This is a genomic window from Blastococcus sp. TF02-09 (assembly GCF_003319105.1).
Taxonomy (GTDB): Bacteria; Actinomycetota; Actinomycetes; order Mycobacteriales; family Geodermatophilaceae; genus Blastococcus.
In genome coordinates this window covers 66,648-87,074 of record NZ_QOHH01000008.1, presented here as the reverse complement: position 1 = coordinate 87,074, position 20,427 = coordinate 66,648, and the positions used below count along the sequence as shown (strand labels likewise).

The window sequence follows — 20,427 nt, the reverse complement described above, 5'->3', positions numbered from 1 at the left end:
CGCAGCGCTCAGCCGGCGGCGTACTGCGGGGCGGGCGGGAGGCCGAAGAACTCCTCCAGGGTCGCCACCCCGGTGTCGTGCAGCTCGGTCGCCAGCTCCGGCCCGACGTAGCGGAGGTGCCACGGCTCGTACTGATAGCCGGTGACCTGCTCGGAGCCCGCGGGATAGCGGACGACGAAACCCGTCCGGTGCGCGTTGGCGACCACCCAGCGCCCCTCCGCCGTGTCGCCGAAGCAGCGCTCGATGTCGCAGCCCCCGCCGCCCACGTCGACGGCCAGGCCCGTCTGGTGCTCGCTGAACCCCGGCCGCGCGCTGCGCAGCTCCGCACCGGCGACGCCGAAGCGCGCCGCCGAGTTGCCGAACAGCCCCTGCTGGTACTCGAACGAGCGGTAGGCGCTCTGCACCTCGACGTCCAGTCCCGCCGCCGCGGCCTCGGCCCGCAGCGCCGCGACCGCCCGCGCCGCCTCCGCCCGCAGCTGCATCCCCCCGCCGATGTCGACCAGGTCGGCAGGGGCGTGGTCCAGGGGCTGCAGCGGCCTCAGCTTGTTCACCACCACCCAGGTGCTGGCCGGGTCGTCGATCGAGCGCTGACCGCGGTCGAACGCCGGCGGGAGCGCCGGCGGCGGGGGAGGGTCGGGCGCCGGGGGAGCCGACGGGGCGACCGCCGGCGCCTCCGTCGGGGACACGGCGACCGCGTCCGCGAAGCTCCGCGGGTCCAGCAGCTCGCTCGCGGTCACGGCTCCGCCGGACACCAGCAGCACGAGGGCCAGTGCCGTCAGCAGCCGCGCGACGCGGCGCCCCCGAGCGGTGCGGACGGCGTGCAGGACGGCCCCCGCTCTTCCCGGCCCGGCGGTCCGGCCGTCGGGTCCGGACGCCGATCATGCCCTGCCGCTAGGTCATCCGACGAGCCATCGGCGGCCGGCGTCCCCGTGATCGGGCGGCCTGGTCCTGGCTCGCGATCGGACGCGAGCCAGGACCATACGAGCCGAGCCGGAACCGGGGTCAGCCAGGGACGTAGTTGAACGTGTCCGGGTCGGGGCCGGTGCGCTCGCCGCGGTCCAACCCGGTCAGCGCGGCCATGTCCGACGTCGACAGCTCGAAGTCGAACAGCGCGAAGTTCTCCTCCATGCGCTGCCGCGAGGACGACTTCGGGAAGACGACGTCGCCGCGCTGCACGTGCCAGCGCAGCACCACCTGCGCGGGGGTGCGCCCGAGCCGCTCGGCGATGGCGGTGATGGCGGGGTCGTCGAGCACCTTGCCCTGGGCGATGGGCGACCAGGCCTCGGTCACGATCTCGTGCTCGGCGTCGAACGCCCGCAGGTCGTCCTGCGCCAGGTAGGGGTGCACCTCGATCTGGTTCACCGCCGGCCGGACCTCGGTCTCGGCGAACAGCCGGCGCAGGTGGTGGGCGTTGAAGTTGGAGACGCCGATGGCGCGGCACCGGCCGGAGGCGTAGATCTCCTCCATCGCCTTCCAGGTCTCGACGAAGTCGACGTCGATGCCCGGCAGCGGCCAGTGGATCAGGAACAGGTCCAGGTGGTCGAAGCCGAGGTCGGCCAGCGTGCGGTCGAAGGCGCGCAGGGCGTCGTCGCGACGGTGGAAGCCGTTGTTCAGCTTGCTGGTCACGAAGATCTCGTCACGGTCGATGCCCGAACGCGCGACGGCCTCGCCGACACCCTTCTCGTTGCCGTACATCTCGGCGGTGTCGATGTGCCGGTAGCCGACCTCGAGCGCGGTGGCGACCTTCTCGGCGGTCTCCTCGGGCGGGACCTGGTAGACGCCGAACCCCAGCTGCGGGATCTGGACGCCGTTGTTCAAGTCGATGGTGGGCACAGCAGAAGCCACGAGGGTTCCTTTCGGTGATCGGGAGGGCCGCGTCGGCTGCGCGCTGCCGGAAGGCGCGTGACCGGCCCGTTCCGCGCCCTACCCCTGCGCGCCCGTGTCAACCCGACGACCGGGCACGGCGGGTGCCTCCGTCGGGCGGGACCGCAGCAGCGGCGCGCCGAGCAGCGAGAGCAGGCCCGCGACCGCGGCGGCCACGGCGGGGACCGCGAACGCCTGCTCCGCACCCCAGGCGTCGACGGCCGCACCGGCGATCGCGGAGCCCGCCGTGACGCCGACCGTGAGGCCGGTGATCGTCCAGGCCAGCGACTCGGTGAGCACGCCCGGCGCGACGCAGGACTCGACGAGCGAGGTGCCCGACACGAGCACGGGCGCGATGGTGAGCCCGGCCAGGAACCCGCAGCCGATCAGCACCGGCAGCGAGCTCACCCCCCACAGCAGCTGGCCGGCCAGGCCGAAGGCGACCGCCGTCCCCACGAAGCGCGCGGCCAGCGTGCCGGGCAACCGCGCCAGGCCGTAGACCAGCCCGGCGACCAGGCTGCCGCCGGCGAAGACCGCCAGCACCAGGCCGGACAGCGCCTGGGCGCCCTCCGCCTCCGCGAACCCGATGACCACGACGTCGATGGCGCCGAACAGCCCGCCCACGGCGAGGTAGGTGACGGTGACCACGAGCAGCGCGGGCGTGACCACACCCCGCCGGCGGCGGGGCGCAGCGGAGTCGACCGGGTGCAGCGGCGGCTCGGTGTCGCGCTGGCCGGCGAGCCAGAGCCCGCCCACCACGCCGAAGACGATCCCGGTCAGGAAGCCGACCGGCGGGGCCAGCAGCGTCGCGAGCAGGGTGACCAGGGGCGGCCCGAGGACGAACACCACCTCGTCGGCGACCGCCTCGAACGCGAAGGCCGTCTGCCGCCGGTCGCGGTCCAGCAGCGCCGACCAGCGCGCCCGCACCATCGAGCCGATGTTGGGCGCGGCCGCGCCGGTGAGCGCCGCGAGCAGGAACCAGCTCCACCGCGGGGCGCCGGCGCTGACGGCGGTGACGAAGGCGATCCCGGACAGGGCCAGGGCCAGCATCGCGATCCGCAGGACGGGGCCCTGCCCGCGCCGGTCCATGGCGCGCGCCCACTGCGGGCCGGCCAGCGCGTAGGTCAGCGCGAGGGTGCCGGAGACGGCCCCGGCCAGGCCGTAGCTGCCGGTCTCGCTCTCCACCAGCAGCACGGCGCCCAGCCCCAGCATGGGGGCCGGCAGCCGGCCCACCCAGCCGGCGAGGGAGAAGGAGGCGGCGCCCGGGACGGCGAACAGGCGCAGGTAGGGGCCGAAGAGGGTGCGGGGTGACACGGCGTTTCTCGCGCTTCCTGGCCACGGGCGAGTGCGGGTCGAGTGCTCCGCCGGTCTCTCGGGTGGCGGGGGGAGCCTAGCGGCGGCGGGACCGCTGCCGGCACCGCAATTCCGGTCGCGCGGCTACATTCGGGCCATGACCGGCGCCGCACTGCCCGACCCGGTGGTCCGGCGCGCCGACGCCGCCCCCACCCCGGGCAGCGGAGGTCTGGTCGACCGGCACGGCCGGGTCGCCACCGACCTGCGGGTGTCGCTGACCGACCGCTGCAACCTCCGCTGCACCTACTGCATGCCGCCCGAGGGCCTGGACTGGCTGCCCAAGGTCGAGGTGCTCACCGACGAGGAGGTCGTCCGGCTGGTCCGGATCGGCGTCGAGCAGCTCGGCATCGAGGAGGTCCGCTTCACCGGCGGCGAGCCGCTGCTGCGCCCCGGGCTCGTCGGCATCGTGGCCGGCGCCACGGCGCTGACGCCGCGCCCGGAGGTCAGCCTCACCACCAACGCCATCGGCCTGTCCCGCGTGGCGCCGGCGCTGGCCGCCGCCGGTCTCGACCGGATCAACGTCAGCCTGGACACCGTCGACCGCGACCGCTTCAAGCAGCTCACCCACCGCGACCGCTTCGACGACGTCCTCGCCGGCCTGGCCGCCGCGCAGCGCGCCGGGCTGACGCCGGTCAAGGTCAACGCCGTCCTGCTGCGCGGGATGAACGAGGAAGACGCCGTCCCCCTCCTCGACTTCTGCCTCGAGCACGGCTACCAGCTGCGGTTCATCGAGCAGATGCCGCTGGACGCCCACCACGCCTGGACCCGCGGCGAGATGGTCACCGCCGAGGACATCCTGGAGCGGCTGTCGGCGGCGCACACCCTCACGCCCGACACCGAGGCCCGCGGGTCGGCGCCGGCCGAGCGCTGGCTGGTCGACGGCGGCCCGGCGACCGTCGGCGTCATCGCGTCGGTCACCCGCTCGTTCTGCGGCAGCTGCGACCGCACGCGGCTCACCGCCGACGGGCAGATCCGCAACTGCCTGTTCGCCCGGGAGGAGTCCGACCTGCGGACGCCGCTGCGCGAGGGCGCCACGGACCAGGAGATCGCCGACCGCTGGCGGATCGCCACGCTGGGCAAGCTGCCCGGGCACGGCATCGACGACCCGTCGTTCCTGCAGCCGGCCCGGCCGATGTCGGCCATCGGGGGTTAGGCGTGGTCACCGTCCGGTACTTCGCCGGCGCCCGCGCCGCCAGCGGCACCGACACCGAGAGCCGCGAGGCGGCCTCGCTCGACCAGCTGGTCGGCCAGATCGTCGACGCGCACGGCGAGCGGATGGCCCGGGTGCTGACCGCCTGCTCGTTCCTGGTCGACGGGACGCAGACCCGCGACCGCTCGATGCGGTTGTCGTCGGGGTCCGTCGTCGACGTGCTGCCGCCGTTCGCGGGAGGATGAGCGCATGAGCATCTTCGACAAGGCCAAGGCGAAGGCCGAGGAACTGCTGGGCCGCGCCGAGCAGGTCTACGGCGAGTCCCACGGTGACGCCGCCGCCACGGTCGCCGGTGAGGCGCACGTGATGGAGGCGCAGGCCGAGGAGGAGCAGCTCGAGCGCGAGGAGAACCGGGACGACGACGGGCTCGCCGGCGCGCGCTGACCGGCGCACGAGGTGGTTGACGCCGGGGACGGCGGCGCGGAATGTGCCGATATGGTTCCGGCTGCCGTCGACGACGTCGCCCCGTGGCCGGACTGGTGCTCGGCCGCCGAGGGAGCCCTGCGCTTCCTGGCCGGGTACGTGGGGTGGGACGTCTGGCTCGTCACCCAGGTCGTCGATGATCGGCAGGTGATCCTCCTGGCTCACCCCGAGGGCGCCGTCTCCCCGGGCATGGAGCTGCCGTGGGACCAGAGCTTCTGCCGCGAGATGACCGAGGGCCGTGCACCGCGGCTGGCCACCGTCACGGCGGCCGTCCCCGCGTACGCCTCCCGCACCACCGGCTCGATCGCCGATGTGGCCGCCTACGTGGGGGTGCCGCTCGTGCGCGCCGACGGCAGCCTGTTCGGCACGCTCTGCGGAGTGGCGTTCCGCGCCCGACCGCGCAGCGCAGCACGCGAGTTGCGCGTGGTCGAGGCGGCCGCGCGCCTGCTCAGCACCCTCATGGCCGCCGGGATGGACCCGCCACCCCTGCCCGGACCCCCGACGACGACGGGCTGGCCGGCGGGCGCTAGTCGCTGCGCCCGGGCTGCCCGCGCAGCCGGATGGCGACGAGCGCGACGTCGTCCTCGGGGCGGCCGCTCACCAGCCGCTCGATGATCTCGTCGCACAGCACGTCCAGCGGCCGGTCGGCCAGCTCGAGGGCGGCGTCGCGCAGTGCCGCCATCCCGGCGTCCAGGTCGCTGGAGCGCCGTTCGATGAGCCCGTCGGTGAACAGCAGGACCGTCGTCCCGGCGGCCAGGTCGACGACGGACTCCTGGCGCACGGCGCCGGGGTCCACGCCGAGGAGCAGGTCTCCCTGCCACCGCCCGAGCTCGCCGAGGTTCCCGTCCGGGTGGATGACCAGCAGCGGCAGGTGACCGGCGTTGGACCAGCGCATCCGGGTCAGGCCGTCGGGCACCCCGGCCTGCTCGAAGCGGGCGACCGCCGCGGTGGCGTAGGTGCCCACCTGCAGCTGGCTCATCGCGCCGTCCAGACCGCTGAGCACCGCCGCGGGCAGCCCGTCGCTGTACGTCGCGATGCCCCGGAGCAGCGCGCGGAGCTGGCCCATCGTCGCCGCGGCCTCGGTGTCGTGGCCGGCGACGTCGCCGATGACCAGCATCGTGGCCCCGGACGGCTGCACGAACGCGTCGTACCAGTCGCCGCCCACCCGGGCGGCCTCCGCGGCCGGCGTGTACCGGACCACGATCTCGGCGTAGTCCGGCTGCAGCGGCGCGGTGAGCAGGCTGCGCTGCAGCCCCTCAGCGAGCTGGCGCTGCTCGTCGAACAGCCGGGCGTTGTCCAGCACCAGCCCGATGCGGTCGGCCACCTGGTGGGCCGTGCCCAGGTCCGCCTCGCTCGGCGGACCCGGCCGGCTCATGAGCAGCGTCAGGGCGCCGACCACCCGCCCGTGCCCCTGGAGCGGCAGCGTCACGGCGTGGCCGATGCCCACGCCCAGGAAGATCTCACGGGCCTCGCCCTCGGGCAGTGATGCCAGCGCCTGGGCGCCGGAGAAGGAGACCGTCTCACCGCCGCGCAGCGCCCGCAGGAGCGGCGCGTCGGCCGGCAGGTCGGCCAGCCGCACCTCCGCGTACCGCTCGATCAGCCGCCGCGCCTCCGGGTCGACGTGCCAGGAGCCGACGTCGCGGGGGCGACCGTCGGGGTCGATGACGGTGAGCAGGCACCCCTCGGCCAGCCGGGGCACGACCAGCCGCGGGATGCGGGCCACGGCGGCGTCCAGGTCGAGCGTGCCGCCCAGCTCGGCGCCGATGCTCTCGAGCACCGCCAGGCGGTCCTGGGCGACCCGTCGTTCGGTGACGTCGGTGAAGTAGAAGTGCAGGCCGCCGTCGATCGGCACCGCCTCCACCTGGTACCAGCGGTTGAGCGGATCGGGGTAGAAGGCCTCGACCGTGGATCTCACCCGCTCGGCCATCGCGCGCCGATAGGTGCGGCCGAACTCGCTGTCGTCCCCGCGGTTGGCCGGATAGGCGTCCCAGTAGTTGCGCCCCACCAGGTCCTCCGCCGCGACGAGCAGCATCGGCTCCGCGGCGGGGTTGAGGTGGGTGATCGTCCAGTCGGCGTCGACGGCCATGAAGCCGATGGGCATCGAGGCCAGCACGCTGTCACTGTGCGGCAGCGTCATGCCGTGCCCCTCCCCCGTCGTCCGCCCGCCGCGCGGACGCCCGGAGCAGCGCGACGAAGACGTCGCACATCAGTTATGCCACGCCGGGTCGTGCCCACTCAAGTACCGGGGCCGAAGACGTGCCCCTGCGCGTCCGGGTCAGCGGCGGCGGCGGGCGAGCAGGAAGATCAGCAGCAGGAGCAGCACGACGCCCGCGGCCGGGCCCGCGTACCGGCTCGCCGCCGCGCCGCCGGCGACCTCGAGCAGGTTGATCGGCTCCGGATCGGCCGCCGGGCGCTGCAGCGGCCGGGGAACCGACGGCACCGACGCCACGGCCGTCGCCACCGGTGCCGGCTCCGGGGACGCTGCCCCGTCGGGGGACACCGCGGGTGCCGGCACGGTGGCGGGCGCCGGGACGGTCGCGGATGCGAGCACGCTCGCGGGCGCCGGGGCGGTCGCGGGCTGCTCGTCACCGGCACCGAGCTGGGCGGCCAGCCGGTCGGCGAACTGGCCCAGCAGCTTGTTGCCGACGTCGGTCATCACGCCGCGCCCGAACTGGGCCGGCCGCCCGGTGATGTTCAGGTCGGTGAGGACGTCGACCTTCGTGCCGTCACCGTCGGCGGACAGCGTCGCCGTGATGACGGCCGACGCCGTGCCGTTGCCCCGCTGGTCCCGGCCGCGGGCGTCGATGACGGCCTTGCGCGCCACCTCGTCCTTCTCGACGAACGACGCCTTGCCCTGGTAGGTCAGCGTGATCACGCCGAGCTTGACCTTCACCCGGCCGGTGAAGTCGTCGCCGGTGACCGAGTCGAGGGCGGCGCCGGGCATGCACGGGGCGATGCGTTCGATGTCGAGCAGCACCCGCCACGCCTCGTCGACGGGCACGGGAACGGTGAAGGAGTTCTCCAGTTGCACGTGAAACCCTAACCCTGGATCCCGGCCGCGGCGGTGACCGCGCGACGGGTGAGCACCCGCGCCAGGTGCTCGCGGTAGTCGGCCTTGGCGTTGAGGTCGTCGCTGGGCGCGGTGCCCTCCGCTGCGTGCGCCGCCGCGCCGGCGATCGCGTCGGCGCCCGCGGTCGCACCGGCCAGCGCCTGCTCGGTCGCCGTCGCCCGCAGCGGCGTCGGCCCCATGTTGGTCAGGCCGATCCGGGCCTCGGCGATGTGGCCGTCCTCGCGGCGCACCGCTGCCGCGACGGCCACGATCGACCAGGCCTGCGCCACCCGGTTGAACTTCTCGTAGTGCATCCCCCACTGGCCGGCCAGCTTCGGCACCCGCACCTCGACCAGGATCTCGTCCTCGGCCAGCGCGGTGGTCAGGTAGTCGACGAAGAACTCCCGCGCCGGCACGGTGCGGCGGCCGCCCGCCCCGGCCAGGACGAACTCCGCGTCCAGGGCGAGCGCCACCGCCGGCAGGTCACCGGCCGGGTCGGCGTGGGCGAGCGCCCCGCCGAAGGTCCCGCGGTGGCGCACCTGGCGGTCGGCGACCGTCTCGGTGGCCTGCGCGATCAGCGGCGCGTGCTGGGCGATCAGCGGGTCGCTGACGACGTCCGAGTGGGTGGTCATCGCGCCGATCACCAGCGCGTCGCCGTCCTCCCGGACACCGCGCAGCTCGGAGACCCGGGTGAGGTCCACGACTGTGGACGGCGCCGCCAGGCGCAGCCGCATGACCGGGATCAGCGACTGCCCCCCGGCGAGGATCTTGGCGTCCTCGCCGCCGTCGGCCAGCGCCCGGAGCGCCTCGTCGACGGTGCTGGGACGGACGTACTCGAAGGCCGCGGGGATCATCGGTCGCCTCCCAGGCTGGACTCCGGCGTCGAGACGCCGGTGGTGGTCTCGGTCTGCGCGCCGCCGTAGGCGTTGGTGCCGGCGGTCGCCCGGTCCCCGCCGTCCCCGCCCTGGTGGATTGCCCGCCAGACGCGTTCGGGGGTGAGCGGCATGAGGATGTCGGAGACCCCGAGGTGGCGGACCGCGTCGAGCGCGGCGTTGACGACCGCCGGTGTCGAGGCGATGCACCCGGCCTCGCCGACCCCCTTGGCGCCGATCGGGTTGCCCGGCGCCTCGTGCACCGTGTTGGCGGTGTCGAAGTGCGGCAGGTCGGCGGCGGACGGCACCAGGTAGTCGACGAAGGTGCCGGTGGTGAGGTTGCCGTCGGCGTCGTAGACGGCCTCCTCGTACAGCGCCTGCGCGATGCCCTGCGCCAGGCCACCGTGCACCTGGCCCTCGACGATCAGCGGATTGACGATCTTCCCGACGTCGTCGACGCAGGCGTACTTGCGGATCGACACCCTGCCGGTCTCGGTGTCGACCTCCATGGCGCAGACGTGCGTGCCGTGGGGGAAGGAGAAGTTGACCGGGTCGAAGGTCGCGTCGGCGTCCAGCGAGGGCTCCACGCCCTCGGGGAAGTTGTGCGCCGCGAAGGTGGCCAGCGCCAGCTCCTGGATGGAGACGCCCGTGCCCGGGGTGCCGCGCACGGAGAAGGTCCCGCCCTCGAACTGCAGGTCCTCCTCGCTGGCCTCCAGCAGGTGGGCCGCGACCGTGCGTGCCTTGGCCACCACCTTCTGCGCCGCATTCACCACCGCGGCCCCACCGACGACGAGCGACCGGGAGCCGTAGGTGTCCAGGCCGCGCGCGGAGATCGCGGTGTCGCCGTGCAGCACCTCGACGTCCTCGAAGGGGACGCCCAGCTCGTCCGCGACCAGCTGGCTCCACGCCGTCTCGTGGCCCTGCCCGTGCGGCGTCGAGCCGGTGACCACCTCGACCTTGCCGGTGGGCAGCATCCGGATCGAGGCGTGCTCCCAGCCGCCCGCGCCGTAGGGGTGCGAGCCGAGCACGCGGGACGGCGCCAGGCCGCACATCTCGGTGAAGGTGGAGAAGCCGATGCCGAGCTGGACGGGGTCGTTCGTCTCGCGCCGGCGCTGCTGCTCCGCGCGCAGCTCGTCGTAGCCGAGCAGCTCCAGCGCCTGGCGGGTTGCCTCGTCGTAGTCGCCGCTGTCGTACTCGAGCCCGGCCACCGTGGTGAACGGGAACTCCTGGGCGCCGATCCAGTTCTTGCGGCGCAGCTCGAGCGGGTCCATGTCCAGCTCGACGGCGAGCTCGTCCATGATCCGCTCGATGGCGAAGGTCGCCTCGGGGCGGCCGGCGCCGCGGTAGGCGTCGGTGGGCGTCTTGTTGGTGAAGACGCCCTGGCAGTCGAAGCGGTAGGCCGGGAACTTGTAGATCCCCGGGAACATGAACGCGCCGAGGATCGGGACCCCGGGGCTGACCAGCCGCAGGTAGGCGCCCATGTCCGCGAGGAGGTGGACCTTCAGGCCCTTCACGTTGCCCTCGCGGTCGGCCGCGATCTCGATGTGCTGGATCTGGTCGCGGCCGTGGTGGGCGCTCATCAGCGACTCGCTGCGGGTCTCGGTCCACTTGACCGGCTTCCCGAGCTTGCGGGCCACCAGGAGGGTGAGCACCTCCTCCGGCGTCACCTGCAGCTTCCCACCGAAGCCGCCGCCGACGTCGGGCGCGATGACCCGCAGCTTGTGCTCCGGCACCCCGGTGATCATCGCCAGCATGATCCGCAGGATGTGCGGCACCTGGGTGGAGGACCACATCGTGTAGCCGTCGCCCTGCGGCTGGACGACGGTCGCCCGCGGCTCCATGAACGCCGGGATGAGCCGCTGCTGGACGAACCGCCGGCGCACGACCACGTCCGCGGCGGCGAACGCCTCGTCGGTGTTCTGGCCCGTGCCGGCCTCGCCGGCGTCGAAGATCCACCGGAAGCTCTCGTTCGTGTCCAGGTGGTCGTGGCAGAGGTCGGGGTTCGCCCCGGTCGCCCGCTCCATGTCGACGACGACGGGCAGCGGGTGGTAGTCGACGTCGACGAGCTCGACGGCGTCCTGCGCGGCGGCCTTGCTGCGCGCCACGATCACCGCGACCGCCTCGCCGACGTGGTTGACCTCCTCGACGGCGACCGACGGGTGCCCCGGGTTGACCATGTCGGGCGTCACCGGCCAGGCGCACGGGATGGAGCCCTGCTCCTCCTTGAAGTCCTGCCCGGTGAGGACGGCGACGACGTTCGGCGCCGAGCGGGCGGCCTCGACGTCGACGGCGAGGATCTTGGCGTGCGCGAACGGGCTGCGGACGACGGCCAGGTGCAGCATCCCCGGCAGGACCAGGTTGTCGGTCCAGGTGGTCTTCCCGGTGATCAGCCGGGCGTCCTCCTTGCGCCGGCGCGCCTGGCCGACCTCCTTGGCCGGGCCCGCGGTGGCCGGGCGGTCCTCCACGGCGGTCATGCCTGCGCTCCCAGGGTGTCCGGGGTGCTGCCGCGCATCTCGGCAGCGGCCTGCTGCACGGCGCGGACGATGTTCTGGTAGCCGGTGCAGCGGCAGAGGTTGCCCTCGATGCCCTCGCGCACCTCGTGCTCGCTCGGATCCGGGTTGTCGGCGACCAGGTCGATCGAGGCCATGATCATCCCGGGGGTGCAGTAGCCGCACTGGAGGCCGTGCATCTCGTGGAAGGCCTTCTGCATGGGGTGCAGGGAGCCGTTCTGCGCGATGCCCTCGATGGTGGTGACCTCGCTGCCGTCGGCCTGGACCGCCAGCACCGTGCAGCTCTTCACCGCCTCGCCGTCGCGGTGCACCGTGCAGGCCCCGCAGTTGCTCGTGTCGCAGCCGACGACGGTGCCGACCTTGCCGAGCCGTTCTCGCAGGTGGTGGACCAGGAGGGTCCTGGGTTCGACCTCGTCCGTGTAGGTCACGCCGTCGACGCGCACCGATATCTGGGTCACGGGTCCTCCGCTCTGGCCACTGCTCGGTCACCTGGAGCGGAGTCTTACGCATGGGAAGTGACTTAGGCCACACTTAGCTGCGCCGGGGTCGTCGTCAGCGGTCGGCGGTGCGGTGGATCGGCCCCTCCGTGCCGGCCAGCCGCTCTCCGGAGCCGCCCCAGCGGCCCGCGATGATCTCCGCCGCGATGGACACCGCGGTCTCCTCGGGGGTGCGGGCGCCCAGGTCCAGCCCGATCGGCGAGGACAGCCGGGCGAGCTCCGTTTCGGTCAGTCCCGCCTCGGCCAGCCGCTGCCGGCGCTCGTCGTGCGTGCGGCGGGAGCCCATGGCACCGACGTAGGCCACCGGCAGGCGCAGGGCGACCTCGAGCAGCGGGACGTCGAACTTCGGGTCGTGGGTGAGCACGCACAGCACGGTGCGCTCGTCGATCCGCCCGCCGTCCACCTCGCCCCGCAGGTACCGGTGCGGCCACTCCACGACGACCTCGTCGGCCTCGGGGAAGCGCCGCGGCGTCGCGAACACCGGCCGCGCGTCGCACACCGTGACGCGGTAGCCGAGGAACGACCCGACCCGCGCGACGGCCGCGGCGAAGTCGATCGCGCCGAAGACCACCATCCGCGCTCGCGGGGCGAAGGCGTTGACGAACAGCTCCAGGTCGTCGCCTCGGCGCTCGCCGTCGTGGCCGACGTGCAGCATCCCGGTGCGCCCGGCGGCGAGCATCCCGCGGGCGTCCGCGGCGACGGCGTCGTCCAGCCGCTGCGTGCCGAACGTGCCCGAGGTCCGGTCCGGCCAGACGACGAGGCGGCGGCCGAGCCGGTCGTCCGGGCCGGCCACGCAGGTGACGACGGCGACCGGTTCGTGCCGGTCGACCGACTCCTTGACCTCGCCCAGCTCGGGGAACGACTCCCGCGAGACCGGCTCGACGAACACGTCCAGGATCCCGCCGCAGGTCAGCCCGACGGCGGACGCGTCGTCGTCGCTGACGCCGTAGCGCCGCAGCGTGGGCTCCCCGGAGCCGACGGCGTCCTGCGCCTCCTCGTAGACCGCGCCCTCGACGCAGCCGCCGGAGACGCTGCCCACCGCCGTCCCGTCCGGGCCGACGAGCATGGCGGCCCCGGCCGGCCGCGGGGCGGAGCGCCAGGTGGCCACCACCGTGCCCACCCCGATCGTCTCCCCCGCCTGCCACCAGCCGACCAGTTCGTCGAGGACGTCACGCATCGCTGTCCACCTCCCGCTCAGGCATGCTGGATCAGCTCTGTCAGCTCCTGGAACGCGGCCATGCTGTGCCCGGCGACGAAGTGGTCGACCGAGGGCAGCGCCGCCTGCATGCCTGCGGCCAGCGGCTCGTAGCCCGGCCGCCCCTTGTGCGGATTGACCCACACCACCGCGTGCGCGAGCCGGTGCAGCCGCGCCATCTGCTCGGCGAGCACCTCGGTGCCGCCGCGCTCCCACCCGTCGCTGCACACGACGACGACGGCGCCGCGGGCGGTGCCGCGCTGCCCCCAGCGGTCCAGGAACGCCTTGAGCACCTCGCCGAGCCGGGTGCCGCCCGACCAGTCCGGGATCGCCGACCCACCGGCGGCCAGCGCCCGGTCGGGGTCGCGCAGCCGCAGCTCGCGGGTCACCCGCGTCAGCCGGGTGCCCACGGTGAACACCTCGGTCGAGGCCGGCCGGGACCGCACGGCCACGTGGGCGAACCGCAGCAGCGCGTCGGCGTACGGGCTCATCGAGCCGGACACGTCGACGAGGAGGACGACGCGACGGGCGCGCGGCGCGGCGCGCCGGTGCAGCAGCCGGGTCACCTCGCCGCCGTCGCGCAGCGCCCGGCGCACCGTGCGGGCGGGGTGGACGGCGCCGGCCGGGCTGGCCCGTCGGCGGCGCGAGGGGCGCATCGGTGCGGCCGGCCGGAGCACGGCGAACAGCCGGCGCAGGTGCTCCAGCTCCGCCGGGCCGAGCTGGGAGACGTCGCGGTGGCGCAGCACCTCCGCCTCGCTGGCCCGGACGGCGAGCTCCTGGGCCCCGGGCTCGGCGCCGTCCCCGGATCCGGCGTCCAGCGGCGCCATCGCGGAGACCACCGGGCGCGGGGGCGGCGTGCGCCGCGGGGCGCGGGGCAGCTCGCCGCCGAACCAGGCGGAGAAGGCGGCGTCGTAGCGGTCCAGGTCGTCCGGGCCCGAGCACAGGGTCAGCCGGCCCGCCCAGTACACGTGGCCCGGGTCGAGGACCTCCAGCGCGCCCAGCGCGGCGAGCATCGCCTCGACCCGGTCCGGGGACGCCGCCACCCCGGCCGCCCGCAGCGTGCGCGCGAACCCCAGCACGCTGTCGACGACGTCGCGGGTGTCAGCCACCGGAGAGCACCGAGCCCACCTGCTGCCGCACCCGCTCGGTGTCCTCCCGGTACTTGAGCACCGCGCCCAGCGTGCGGGCGGCGGTGTCCGGGTCGAGCTCGCGGGCGCCGAGGGTGTGCAGCGCCGTCGCCCAGTCCATCGCCTCGGCGATCCCCGGCGGCTTGAGCAGGTCCAGGGTGCGCAGCCGGGCCGTCGCCCGGGCCACCTCGCCGGCCAGCCGCTCGGTCACCTCGGGCAGCCGGCGGCGGAGGATCGCCACCTCGCGGTCGAAGCCCGGGTGCTCCAGCCAGTGGTAGAGGCAGCGCCGCTTGAGCGCGTCGTGCACCTCGCGGGTGCGGTTGGAGGTGAGCACCACCAGCGGCGGCGTCGTGGCGCGCACGGTGCCCAGCTCCGGGATGGAGATGGTGAAGTCGGAGAGAACCTCGAGCAGGAACGCCTCGAACTCGTCGTCGGCCCGGTCGATCTCGTCGATCAGCAGCACCGACGGCGAGTCCTCCAGCGCCTGCAGCAGCGGGCGGGCGAGCAGGAAGCGCCGGTCGTAGAGCGAGGCCTCCAGGGCACCCGGGTCGTCGGCGGCGTGCGCGGCCTCGGCGGCGCGCAGGTGCAGGAGCTGGCGGCCGAAGTCCCAGTCGTAGAGCGCCTGGCTGGCCTCCAGCCCCTCGTAGCACTGCAGCCGGTAGATGGGCCGGCCGGTGACCTCGGCGAGCGCGTGCGCCAGCGCGGTCTTGCCGACGCCGGCCTCGCCCTCGAGGAAGAGCGGCCGGTGCATCGTCAGCGCCAGGTAGGCGGCGGTGGCCAGCCCCTCGTCGGGCAGGTAGCCGGTGCCCTCGAGGGCGGCCGCGAGCTCATCCGGGCTGGTGAGGTGGGTCACGCCGGAAGCATCCCACCGTCACGGGCAGGCGACCCACTCCTCCTCGCCGTCGGTGAACACCTGCCGCTTCCAGATGGGCAGCCGCTCCTTCACCTCGTCGACGAGGTGAGCGCAGGCGGCGAACGCCGCGGCCCGGTGCGAGGAGCTGACCGCGCACGCCAGCGCCACGTCGCCGATGCCGAGCAGGCCGATCCGATGGCTGACGGCGACGGCGTGCACGTCCTCGCGCGCGGCGAACTCCGCGGCGATCTCGGCCAGCACGTCGGCGGCGGTGGGGTGGCCGACGTACTCCAGCTCGGTCACCCCGCGGCCGCCGTCGTGGTCGCGGACGACCCCGGCGAAGCTGACGACGGCGCCGGCTGCCTTGTCCGCCACGGCGTCCTCGTGCTCGGCGACGGACAGCGGCTCGTCGACGACCCGGGCGATCACGGCAGCGACGGTACCCCCGGCGGGGGCACGTCGAGGTCGGCCGGATCCGCCAGGCCGGTGCAGTCGACCTCGACGACGTCCCGCTCCGCCAGGTACCGGCGCGCCCCCTCGTCGCCGGTCGCCGTCGCGCTCACCCCCGCCCAGTGGTCGCGGCCGAGCAGCACGGGGTGCGCGCGGACGCCGTCGTAGGTGGCGACGGCGAGGGCGTCGGGAGCGGCGTGCGCGGCGACCGCCCGCAGCGCGGACGCCGTCATGCCGGGCATGTCCACGAGCGTGACTAGGGCGGCGTCGACGGTGCCGGGGAACCCCCGCAAGCCGTCGAGCCCGGTGCGCAGCGAGGAGGCCATCCCGGTCTCCCAGTCCTTGTTGGCCAGCACGGTGGCGCCGGAGAGGTCCGCGGCGCGCCACACGTCGACCGCCTGCGCACCGAGGACGACGAGCACGACGTCGCAGGCCGCCCGCGCCGTCCGCACCGCCCGCTCGACCAGCAGGCTGCCCTCGTACTCGACCAGCGCCTTGGGCATCCCGTAGCGGCGGCCGCCCCCGGCGGCGAGGACGACGGCTGCGCAGGTCATGCCGTCCACTCTCTCAGCGGGCGTAGACGGCGACCTCGGAGGCCTTCACCGCCGCCCACACCTCGCTGCCGGGCGCGAGACCGAGCTCGGCGAAGGCAGTGGCGGTCACGTCGGCGACCAGCGGCACCGCGCCGGCGAGCTCGCAGCGCACCGTCGTCCCGTGCGGGACGGCGCCGGCGAGCCGCAGCGGCCAGACGTTGCGGGGGCTGCCCACCGGCCGGGCCAGGAACAGCGCGACCGACTCCGGCCGCACCGCCGCGAAGACCGGCCCGGTGACCTCCTCGGCGACCGCCACCTCGCCGCCGTCGTCCAACTGCACGGTCCGGCCCTCGCCGACCCCCGGCAGCAGCGAGACGCCCACCAGCCGGGCCACGTAGTCGGTGCGCGGCCGCCGGCCCACGTCCGTCGGCGTCCCGGTCTGCACGACGCGCCCCTCCTCGACGACGACGACGCGGTCGGCCAACGCCATCGCGTCGACCGGGTCGTGGGTGACCAGCACCGTGCTGCCGGCGAACTCGGCCAGGTGCCGGCGCAGCTCGGCCCGCACCGTGAGCCGGGTGCGGGCGTCCAGCGCGGAGAGCGGCTCGTCGAGCAGCAGCAGCGCCGGGTCGCCCACCAGCGCCCGCGCCAGCGCCGCCCGCTGCGCCTGCCCGCCGGACAGCTCCGCCGGGCGCCGTCCGCCCAGCCCGTCCAGGCCGACGCGGGCCAGCCAGCCGTCGGCGGCCGCGCGCGCCGCCGTCCGGCCATGCCCGCGGGTGCGCAGCCCGAACGCGACGTTCTCGGCCACGCTGAGGTGGGGGAACAGCAGTGCGTCCTGGAAGACCATGCCGAGCGGGCGGCGGTGCGGTGGCAGGTGGACGCCGTCGTCGTCCCAGGTCGTGCCGTCGACGGCTACCCGGCCCGCGTCGGCCGGCAGCAACCCGGCCAGCACGCGCAGCAGCGTCGACTTGCCCGCACCGTTGGGCCCGAGGACGGCGAGCACCTCGCCGTCGGCCACCTCGACGGCGACGTCCAGCGCCAGTGACCCGCGCTGCACCGCCATCTGCGCGGAGAGCGTCACGGCGTGGCCCGGCCCAGCCAGCGGTCGCGCAGCAGCAGGAGCGTGGCGAGCGAGACGGCCAACAGCACCAGCGACAGGACGACGGCGGCCTCGGGCTCGCTCTGCAGCGCCAGGTAGACCGCCGTCGGCATCGTCTGCGTTGTTCCCGGGAAGTTGCCGGCGAAGGTGATGGTGGCCCCGAACTCCCCCAGCGCCCGCGCCCAGCAGAGCACCGCGCCCGCGGCCACGCCCGGCGCGACCAGCGGCAGGGTGACGCGGCGGAACGTCGTCCACCGGTCGGCGCCGAGCGTCGCGGCGACGTCCTCGAACCGGGCGTCGGCGGCGCGCAGCGCGCCCTCCACGCTGACCACGAGGAACGGCATGGCGACGAAGGTCTGCGCGACGACGACCGCGGCCGTCGTGAACGGGACGGTGATGCCGAAGGCGTCCTCCAGCCAGGAGCCGACGATCCCTTGCCGGCCGAGCACCAGGAACAGCGCGACGCCGCCCACGACCGGCGGCAGCACCAGCGGGACGGTCACCAGCGCGCGCAGCACGGTGCGGCCGCGGATGCGGGAGCGGGCGAGCACCCAGGCGAGCGGCACCCCGAGCACCAGCGAGACGGCGGTGGCCGCGGTCGCCGAGAGCAGGCTGAGGCGCAGGGCCTGACCGACCCCGGGCGCGGTGAGCTGCTCCCCCAGCGACGACCACGGCGCCCGCACCAGCAACCCGACCAGCGGCAGGACCAGGAACGCGACGGCCAGCGCGGCGGGGACGGCCAGGGGCAGGGGGACACGCCCGGCGCCCGGGCGGCTCACGAGGACGGCCGGAAGCCCGCGTCGGCCAGCGCCGCGCGCCCCTCGTCAGAGAGCACCAGGTCGGCGAAGGCCTGCGCGGCGGCGGGGTTCGGCGCGTCCTCGAGGACGCAGAGCGGGTACTCGTTGATCGCCTGCTCCGCCTCGGGGAAGGGGATGCCCTCGACGTCGGGCCCGGCGCTACGGACGTCGGAGGCGTAGACCAGCGCGGCGTCCACCTCACCGAGCTGCACCTTGGTCAGCCCGGCGCGGACGTCCTCCTCCTCGGTGTCGGGCACGGGGGTGATGCCCGCCGCCTCGAAGACCTCGGCGGCCGCGGCGCCGCACGGGACGGCGGCCGCGCAGACGGACAGCACGAGATCGGGGTCGGCGAAGTCCGCCAGGCCGGTCACGCCGCCGGGGTTGCCCGCCGGGACCGCGATCTCCAGGACGTTCTCGGTGAAGACGACGGGCTCGCCGGCCTCGAGCCCGGCATCGGTGACCACGGCCATCTGCTGGGGGTTGGCCGAGGCGAACAGGTCCGCGGGCGCGCCCTGGACGATCTGGGTGGCCAGCGCCGAGCTGCCGGCGAAGTTGAACCGGATGTCGAGGCCGGGGTTGTCCTGCTCCAGCCGGTCGCCGAGCTCGGTGAAGACGTCGGTGAGCGAGGCGGCGGCGAAGACGGTGAGCGTGCCGCTCGGGCCCTCGGCGGCGTCCTCGCTCCCGTCCGCGGCCCCGCACGAGGTCAGGGCGACGGCGAGCACGGCACCGGTCAGCAGGCGAGCGACACGCATGCGCGGGACCTTAGCCGCACATCCGGTCCGCAGGTGCGGATCCGCGACCGATCAGGGGACGTCGACGCTGACCTGGGTGGCCTTGACGGTCGCGACGGCGCGGGCCCCCACCTCGAGCCCGAGCTCGTCGGCCGCCTCGCGCGACATGAGGGAGACGACGCGGAAGGGGCCGGCCTGGATCTCCACCTGGGCCATCACGGTGTCGCGCACGACGCGGGTGACGATGCCGGTCAGCCGGTTGCGCGCCGAGGAGGACCGGGTCGTACCGGGCGCCGGCGGCTCGTGCAGCTCGGTGGCGACGCGGGCGAGGTCGGCGCCGTCCACCACGGCCGGGCCCGCGCCGTCCCGCGAGGCCGGCAGCCGCCCGCTGTCGATCCAACGGCGCACCGTGTCGTCGCTGACGCCGAGCAGCGCCGCGGCCTCGGCGATGCGGTAGGGAGCGGCCACGGCCCGACCCTAGCCGCGGCTGTGGACGGCGCCCCGCCGTCCACAGCCGCGCACCGGCGACGTCGGCTGGACGGGGCAGCATGCCCACGTGATCGACGACGCCTGGCTCGCAGACCTCCTCCGGCACCGGGCGTCCGCGCTCGCCGACGCCGGCATCGCCACGGAGACGGCCGCCGCGCTCGCAGCACAGGGGGTCGTTCTCGACGCCGACGGCCTGGTCACGCGGACCCTGCTCGACGCCCTGGACGCGACCTGGGAGCGCGGCTGGCAGCCGGCCGACGTCGCCCACGTCGCCCGCCGGACCGCGACCGCCGGGTCGGTGCCGCTGGCCGTCGCGCTGATCGCGGAGCACGCCCGCCGCACCTCGGCCGTCGACCGGGCGCCCGAGACCTGGGTCGACCAGCTGCGCGAGCTCGGCGCCGCGGAGGCGGAACCGTCCGGGCACGGCACGGTGGTGACCGCGTGGCAGCGGTCGGAGCGCCGCTCGCCGGCCGAGGCGTGGCGCATCGCGCTGCAGCTGCTCGGGACGCTGCGCGGCACCGCTCGCATCGAACTGCTCGTGCCGCCGCCGTCGCGGTGGGGCGCCGCCCGGGTGCGCACCGGCAGGCCCGCCGGTGGTGGGGACGACCGGGCGCTGCGGGTCATCCGCGGACTGCTGGCCAAGGCCGAGTCCACCGCGTTCGCCGAGGAGGCCGAGGCGCTGACCGCCAAGGCCCAGGAGCTCATGACCCGGCACGCGGTCGACGCCGCGGTTCTGCAGGGCGCGGCCCCGCCCGCCGACGTCGGCACCCGGCGGGTGCACGTCGCGGACCCGTACGTGCGCGCCAAGGTGCAGCTGCTGGGGGCGGTCGCGGAGGCCAACGACGTGCGGCTGGTCTGGTACCAGGGCCTCGGCATCGCCACGGTCGTCGGCGGGCGGGCGGACCTCGACGCGGTCGAGCTGCTGTTCACCTCACTGCTCCTGCAGGTCGCGCAGGGTCTGGCGGCCGCCGAGCGGCACACCGGTCGGCACTCCTCGCCGCGCGCGTTTCGCCGCGCGTTCCTGCTCGGCTACGCGCACCGCATCGGCGAGCGGTTGCAGGACGCCCGCCGCCGCGCCACCGCCGAGGCCGCTGCCGAGCGGGAGCTGGACCTGCTGCCGGTGCTGCGGTCGCGGCGCGAGGCCGTCGACGCCGCGGTGGCCGAGCTGTTCCCCAGGCTCCGCACCAGCCGCAGCCGCGCCTCGGTCGACGCGGGCGGCTGGATCGCCGGACGGAGCGCGGCCGAGCGGGCCGACGTCGGGCCGCGCCGCTCGCCGCTGACCTGATCCGCGGCCCGAGGCGTTCCCGCGGGAACGTCGAGGCGCCCGCCGCCGCCACGAAGCAAGGGATCCACCCGGCTCTGTTCCGGCTCGCCCA

The 20,427-nt window shown here is 75.0% G+C and carries 22 protein-coding genes; 5 read left to right on the top strand and 17 right to left on the bottom strand.

The window, feature by feature from the left end; translation table 11 throughout:
* Window positions 1–8 precede the first annotated feature (8 nt).
* The 3 genes from DQ239_RS13365 to DQ239_RS13355 form a co-directional block, all read right to left on the bottom strand.
* Window positions 9–737, bottom strand: coding sequence for a M15 family metallopeptidase (locus tag DQ239_RS13365; RefSeq protein WP_199582988.1), 729 nt, complete (start codon window positions 735–737; stop codon window positions 9–11).
* A 265-nt stretch (window positions 738–1,002) separates the two neighbouring features.
* Window positions 1,003–1,845, bottom strand: coding sequence for an aldo/keto reductase (locus DQ239_RS13360; protein WP_113834908.1), 843 nt, complete (start codon window positions 1,843–1,845; stop codon window positions 1,003–1,005).
* A gap of 78 nt (window positions 1,846–1,923) precedes the next feature.
* A complete protein-coding gene (locus DQ239_RS13355) occupies window positions 1,924–3,177 on the bottom strand; it encodes an MFS transporter (RefSeq protein ID WP_113834907.1) in 1,254 nt (417 codons plus the stop codon).
* Between the two features lie 136 nt (window positions 3,178–3,313).
* Between DQ239_RS13355 and moaA the strand changes: the two genes are divergently transcribed.
* From moaA to DQ239_RS13335, 4 genes are read left to right on the top strand one after another with little or no spacing between them, the layout of a single operon-like run.
* Window positions 3,314–4,369, top strand: coding sequence for a GTP 3',8-cyclase MoaA (gene moaA, locus DQ239_RS13350; protein WP_199582986.1), 1,056 nt, complete (start codon window positions 3,314–3,316; stop codon window positions 4,367–4,369).
* Window positions 4,370–4,371: 2 nt separating this feature from the next.
* On the top strand, window positions 4,372–4,611 hold the full coding sequence (locus tag DQ239_RS13345; RefSeq protein WP_113834906.1) for a MoaD/ThiS family protein: 240 nt from the start codon (window positions 4,372–4,374) through the stop codon (window positions 4,609–4,611).
* A gap of 4 nt (window positions 4,612–4,615) precedes the next feature.
* Window positions 4,616–4,810, top strand: coding sequence for a hypothetical protein (locus tag DQ239_RS13340; RefSeq protein ID WP_113834905.1), 195 nt, complete (start codon window positions 4,616–4,618; stop codon window positions 4,808–4,810).
* A gap of 51 nt (window positions 4,811–4,861) precedes the next feature.
* Complete coding sequence (locus DQ239_RS13335; protein ID WP_199582984.1) at window positions 4,862–5,464, top strand: GAF domain-containing protein; 603 nt, start codon at window positions 4,862–4,864, stop codon at window positions 5,462–5,464.
* On the opposite strand, the gene DQ239_RS13330 is transcribed toward DQ239_RS13335, so the two are convergent.
* The 14 genes from DQ239_RS13330 to DQ239_RS13265 form a co-directional block, all read right to left on the bottom strand.
* A complete protein-coding gene (locus DQ239_RS13330) occupies window positions 5,376–6,986 on the bottom strand; it encodes a SpoIIE family protein phosphatase (RefSeq protein WP_113834904.1) in 1,611 nt (536 codons plus the stop codon). The two genes, DQ239_RS13335 and DQ239_RS13330, sit on opposite strands and share 89 nt — an antisense overlap.
* Window positions 6,987–7,124: 138 nt before the next feature.
* Window positions 7,125–7,880 carry an SRPBCC family protein gene (locus DQ239_RS13325; protein ID WP_113834903.1) on the bottom strand — a complete coding sequence of 252 codons (756 nt, stop codon included), beginning with the start codon at window positions 7,878–7,880 and terminating at the stop codon, window positions 7,125–7,127.
* 8 nt (window positions 7,881–7,888) lie between these two features.
* The gene (locus DQ239_RS13320; RefSeq protein WP_113834902.1) at window positions 7,889–8,752 is read right to left on the bottom strand and encodes a xanthine dehydrogenase family protein subunit M; all 864 of its coding nucleotides are present in this window, start codon (window positions 8,750–8,752) and stop codon (window positions 7,889–7,891) included.
* The gene (locus tag DQ239_RS13315) at window positions 8,749–11,244 is read right to left on the bottom strand and encodes a molybdopterin cofactor-binding domain-containing protein (protein WP_113834901.1); all 2,496 of its coding nucleotides are present in this window, start codon (window positions 11,242–11,244) and stop codon (window positions 8,749–8,751) included. The genes DQ239_RS13320 and DQ239_RS13315 overlap by 4 nt, the downstream gene beginning before the upstream one ends.
* Entirely contained in the window at window positions 11,241–11,738 is a 498-nt protein-coding gene (locus DQ239_RS13310) for a (2Fe-2S)-binding protein (RefSeq protein ID WP_113834900.1), read from the bottom strand. Before DQ239_RS13310 ends, DQ239_RS13315 begins: the two co-directional genes overlap by 4 nt.
* A 94-nt stretch (window positions 11,739–11,832) precedes the next feature.
* A complete protein-coding gene (locus DQ239_RS13305; RefSeq protein ID WP_113834899.1) occupies window positions 11,833–12,954 on the bottom strand; it encodes an XdhC/CoxI family protein in 1,122 nt (373 codons plus the stop codon).
* Between the two features lie 17 nt (window positions 12,955–12,971).
* Window positions 12,972–14,081, bottom strand: coding sequence for a VWA domain-containing protein (locus DQ239_RS13300; RefSeq protein WP_233489186.1), 1,110 nt, complete (start codon window positions 14,079–14,081; stop codon window positions 12,972–12,974).
* On the bottom strand, window positions 14,074–14,952 hold the full coding sequence (locus DQ239_RS13295) for a MoxR family ATPase (RefSeq protein WP_113834898.1): 879 nt from the start codon (window positions 14,950–14,952) through the stop codon (window positions 14,074–14,076). Before DQ239_RS13295 ends, DQ239_RS13300 begins: the two co-directional genes overlap by 8 nt.
* 18 nt (window positions 14,953–14,970) lie before the next feature.
* Complete coding sequence (locus tag DQ239_RS13290) at window positions 14,971–15,381, bottom strand: molybdenum cofactor biosynthesis protein MoaE (RefSeq protein WP_113834897.1); 411 nt, start codon at window positions 15,379–15,381, stop codon at window positions 14,971–14,973.
* The gene (locus tag DQ239_RS13285) at window positions 15,378–15,956 is read right to left on the bottom strand and encodes a nucleotidyltransferase family protein (RefSeq protein ID WP_113835041.1); all 579 of its coding nucleotides are present in this window, start codon (window positions 15,954–15,956) and stop codon (window positions 15,378–15,380) included. Before DQ239_RS13285 ends, DQ239_RS13290 begins: the two co-directional genes overlap by 4 nt.
* 13 nt (window positions 15,957–15,969) lie before the next feature.
* Complete coding sequence (locus tag DQ239_RS13280; protein WP_113834896.1) at window positions 15,970–17,016, bottom strand: ABC transporter ATP-binding protein; 1,047 nt, start codon at window positions 17,014–17,016, stop codon at window positions 15,970–15,972.
* Window positions 17,013–17,813: an ABC transporter permease gene (locus tag DQ239_RS13275; RefSeq protein ID WP_113834895.1), complete on the bottom strand. Its 801-nt coding sequence runs from the start codon at window positions 17,811–17,813 to the stop codon at window positions 17,013–17,015. The genes DQ239_RS13280 and DQ239_RS13275 overlap by 4 nt, the downstream gene beginning before the upstream one ends.
* Window positions 17,810–18,583 (bottom strand): molybdate ABC transporter substrate-binding protein, encoded by a 774-nt coding sequence (modA, locus tag DQ239_RS13270; protein WP_113834894.1) that lies wholly within the window; start codon window positions 18,581–18,583, stop codon window positions 17,810–17,812. The genes DQ239_RS13275 and modA overlap by 4 nt, the downstream gene beginning before the upstream one ends.
* 51 nt (window positions 18,584–18,634) lie before the next feature.
* Window positions 18,635–19,030 (bottom strand): TOBE domain-containing protein, encoded by a 396-nt coding sequence (locus tag DQ239_RS13265; protein WP_113834893.1) that lies wholly within the window; start codon window positions 19,028–19,030, stop codon window positions 18,635–18,637.
* 88 nt (window positions 19,031–19,118) lie between these two features.
* Between DQ239_RS13265 and DQ239_RS13260 the strand changes: the two genes are divergently transcribed.
* A complete protein-coding gene (locus DQ239_RS13260; RefSeq protein WP_113834892.1) occupies window positions 19,119–20,336 on the top strand; it encodes a DUF2786 domain-containing protein in 1,218 nt (405 codons plus the stop codon).
* Window positions 20,337–20,427 lie beyond the last annotated feature (91 nt).

Excerpts from the sequence above, each read along its gene's own strand:
- moaA (WP_199582986.1), top strand. The coding sequence starts at position 3,314 with ATGACCGGCGCCGCACTGCCCGACCCGGTGGTCCGGCGCGCCGACGCC.
- DQ239_RS13315 (WP_113834901.1), bottom strand. The coding sequence starts at position 11,244 with ATGACCGCCGTGGAGGACCGCCCGGCCACCGCGGGCCCGGCCAAGGAG.
- DQ239_RS13285 (WP_113835041.1), bottom strand. The coding sequence starts at position 15,956 with ATGACCTGCGCAGCCGTCGTCCTCGCCGCCGGGGGCGGCCGCCGCTAC.
- modA (WP_113834894.1), bottom strand. The coding sequence starts at position 18,583 with ATGCGTGTCGCTCGCCTGCTGACCGGTGCCGTGCTCGCCGTCGCCCTG.
- DQ239_RS13305 (WP_113834899.1), bottom strand. The coding sequence starts at position 12,954 with ATGCGTGACGTCCTCGACGAACTGGTCGGCTGGTGGCAGGCGGGGGAG.
- DQ239_RS13340 (WP_113834905.1), top strand. The coding sequence starts at position 4,616 with ATGAGCATCTTCGACAAGGCCAAGGCGAAGGCCGAGGAACTGCTGGGC.
- DQ239_RS13335 (WP_199582984.1), top strand. The coding sequence starts at position 4,862 with ATGGTTCCGGCTGCCGTCGACGACGTCGCCCCGTGGCCGGACTGGTGC.
- DQ239_RS13330 (WP_113834904.1), bottom strand. The coding sequence starts at position 6,986 with ATGACGCTGCCGCACAGTGACAGCGTGCTGGCCTCGATGCCCATCGGC.
- DQ239_RS13320 (WP_113834902.1), bottom strand. The coding sequence starts at position 8,752 with ATGATCCCCGCGGCCTTCGAGTACGTCCGTCCCAGCACCGTCGACGAG.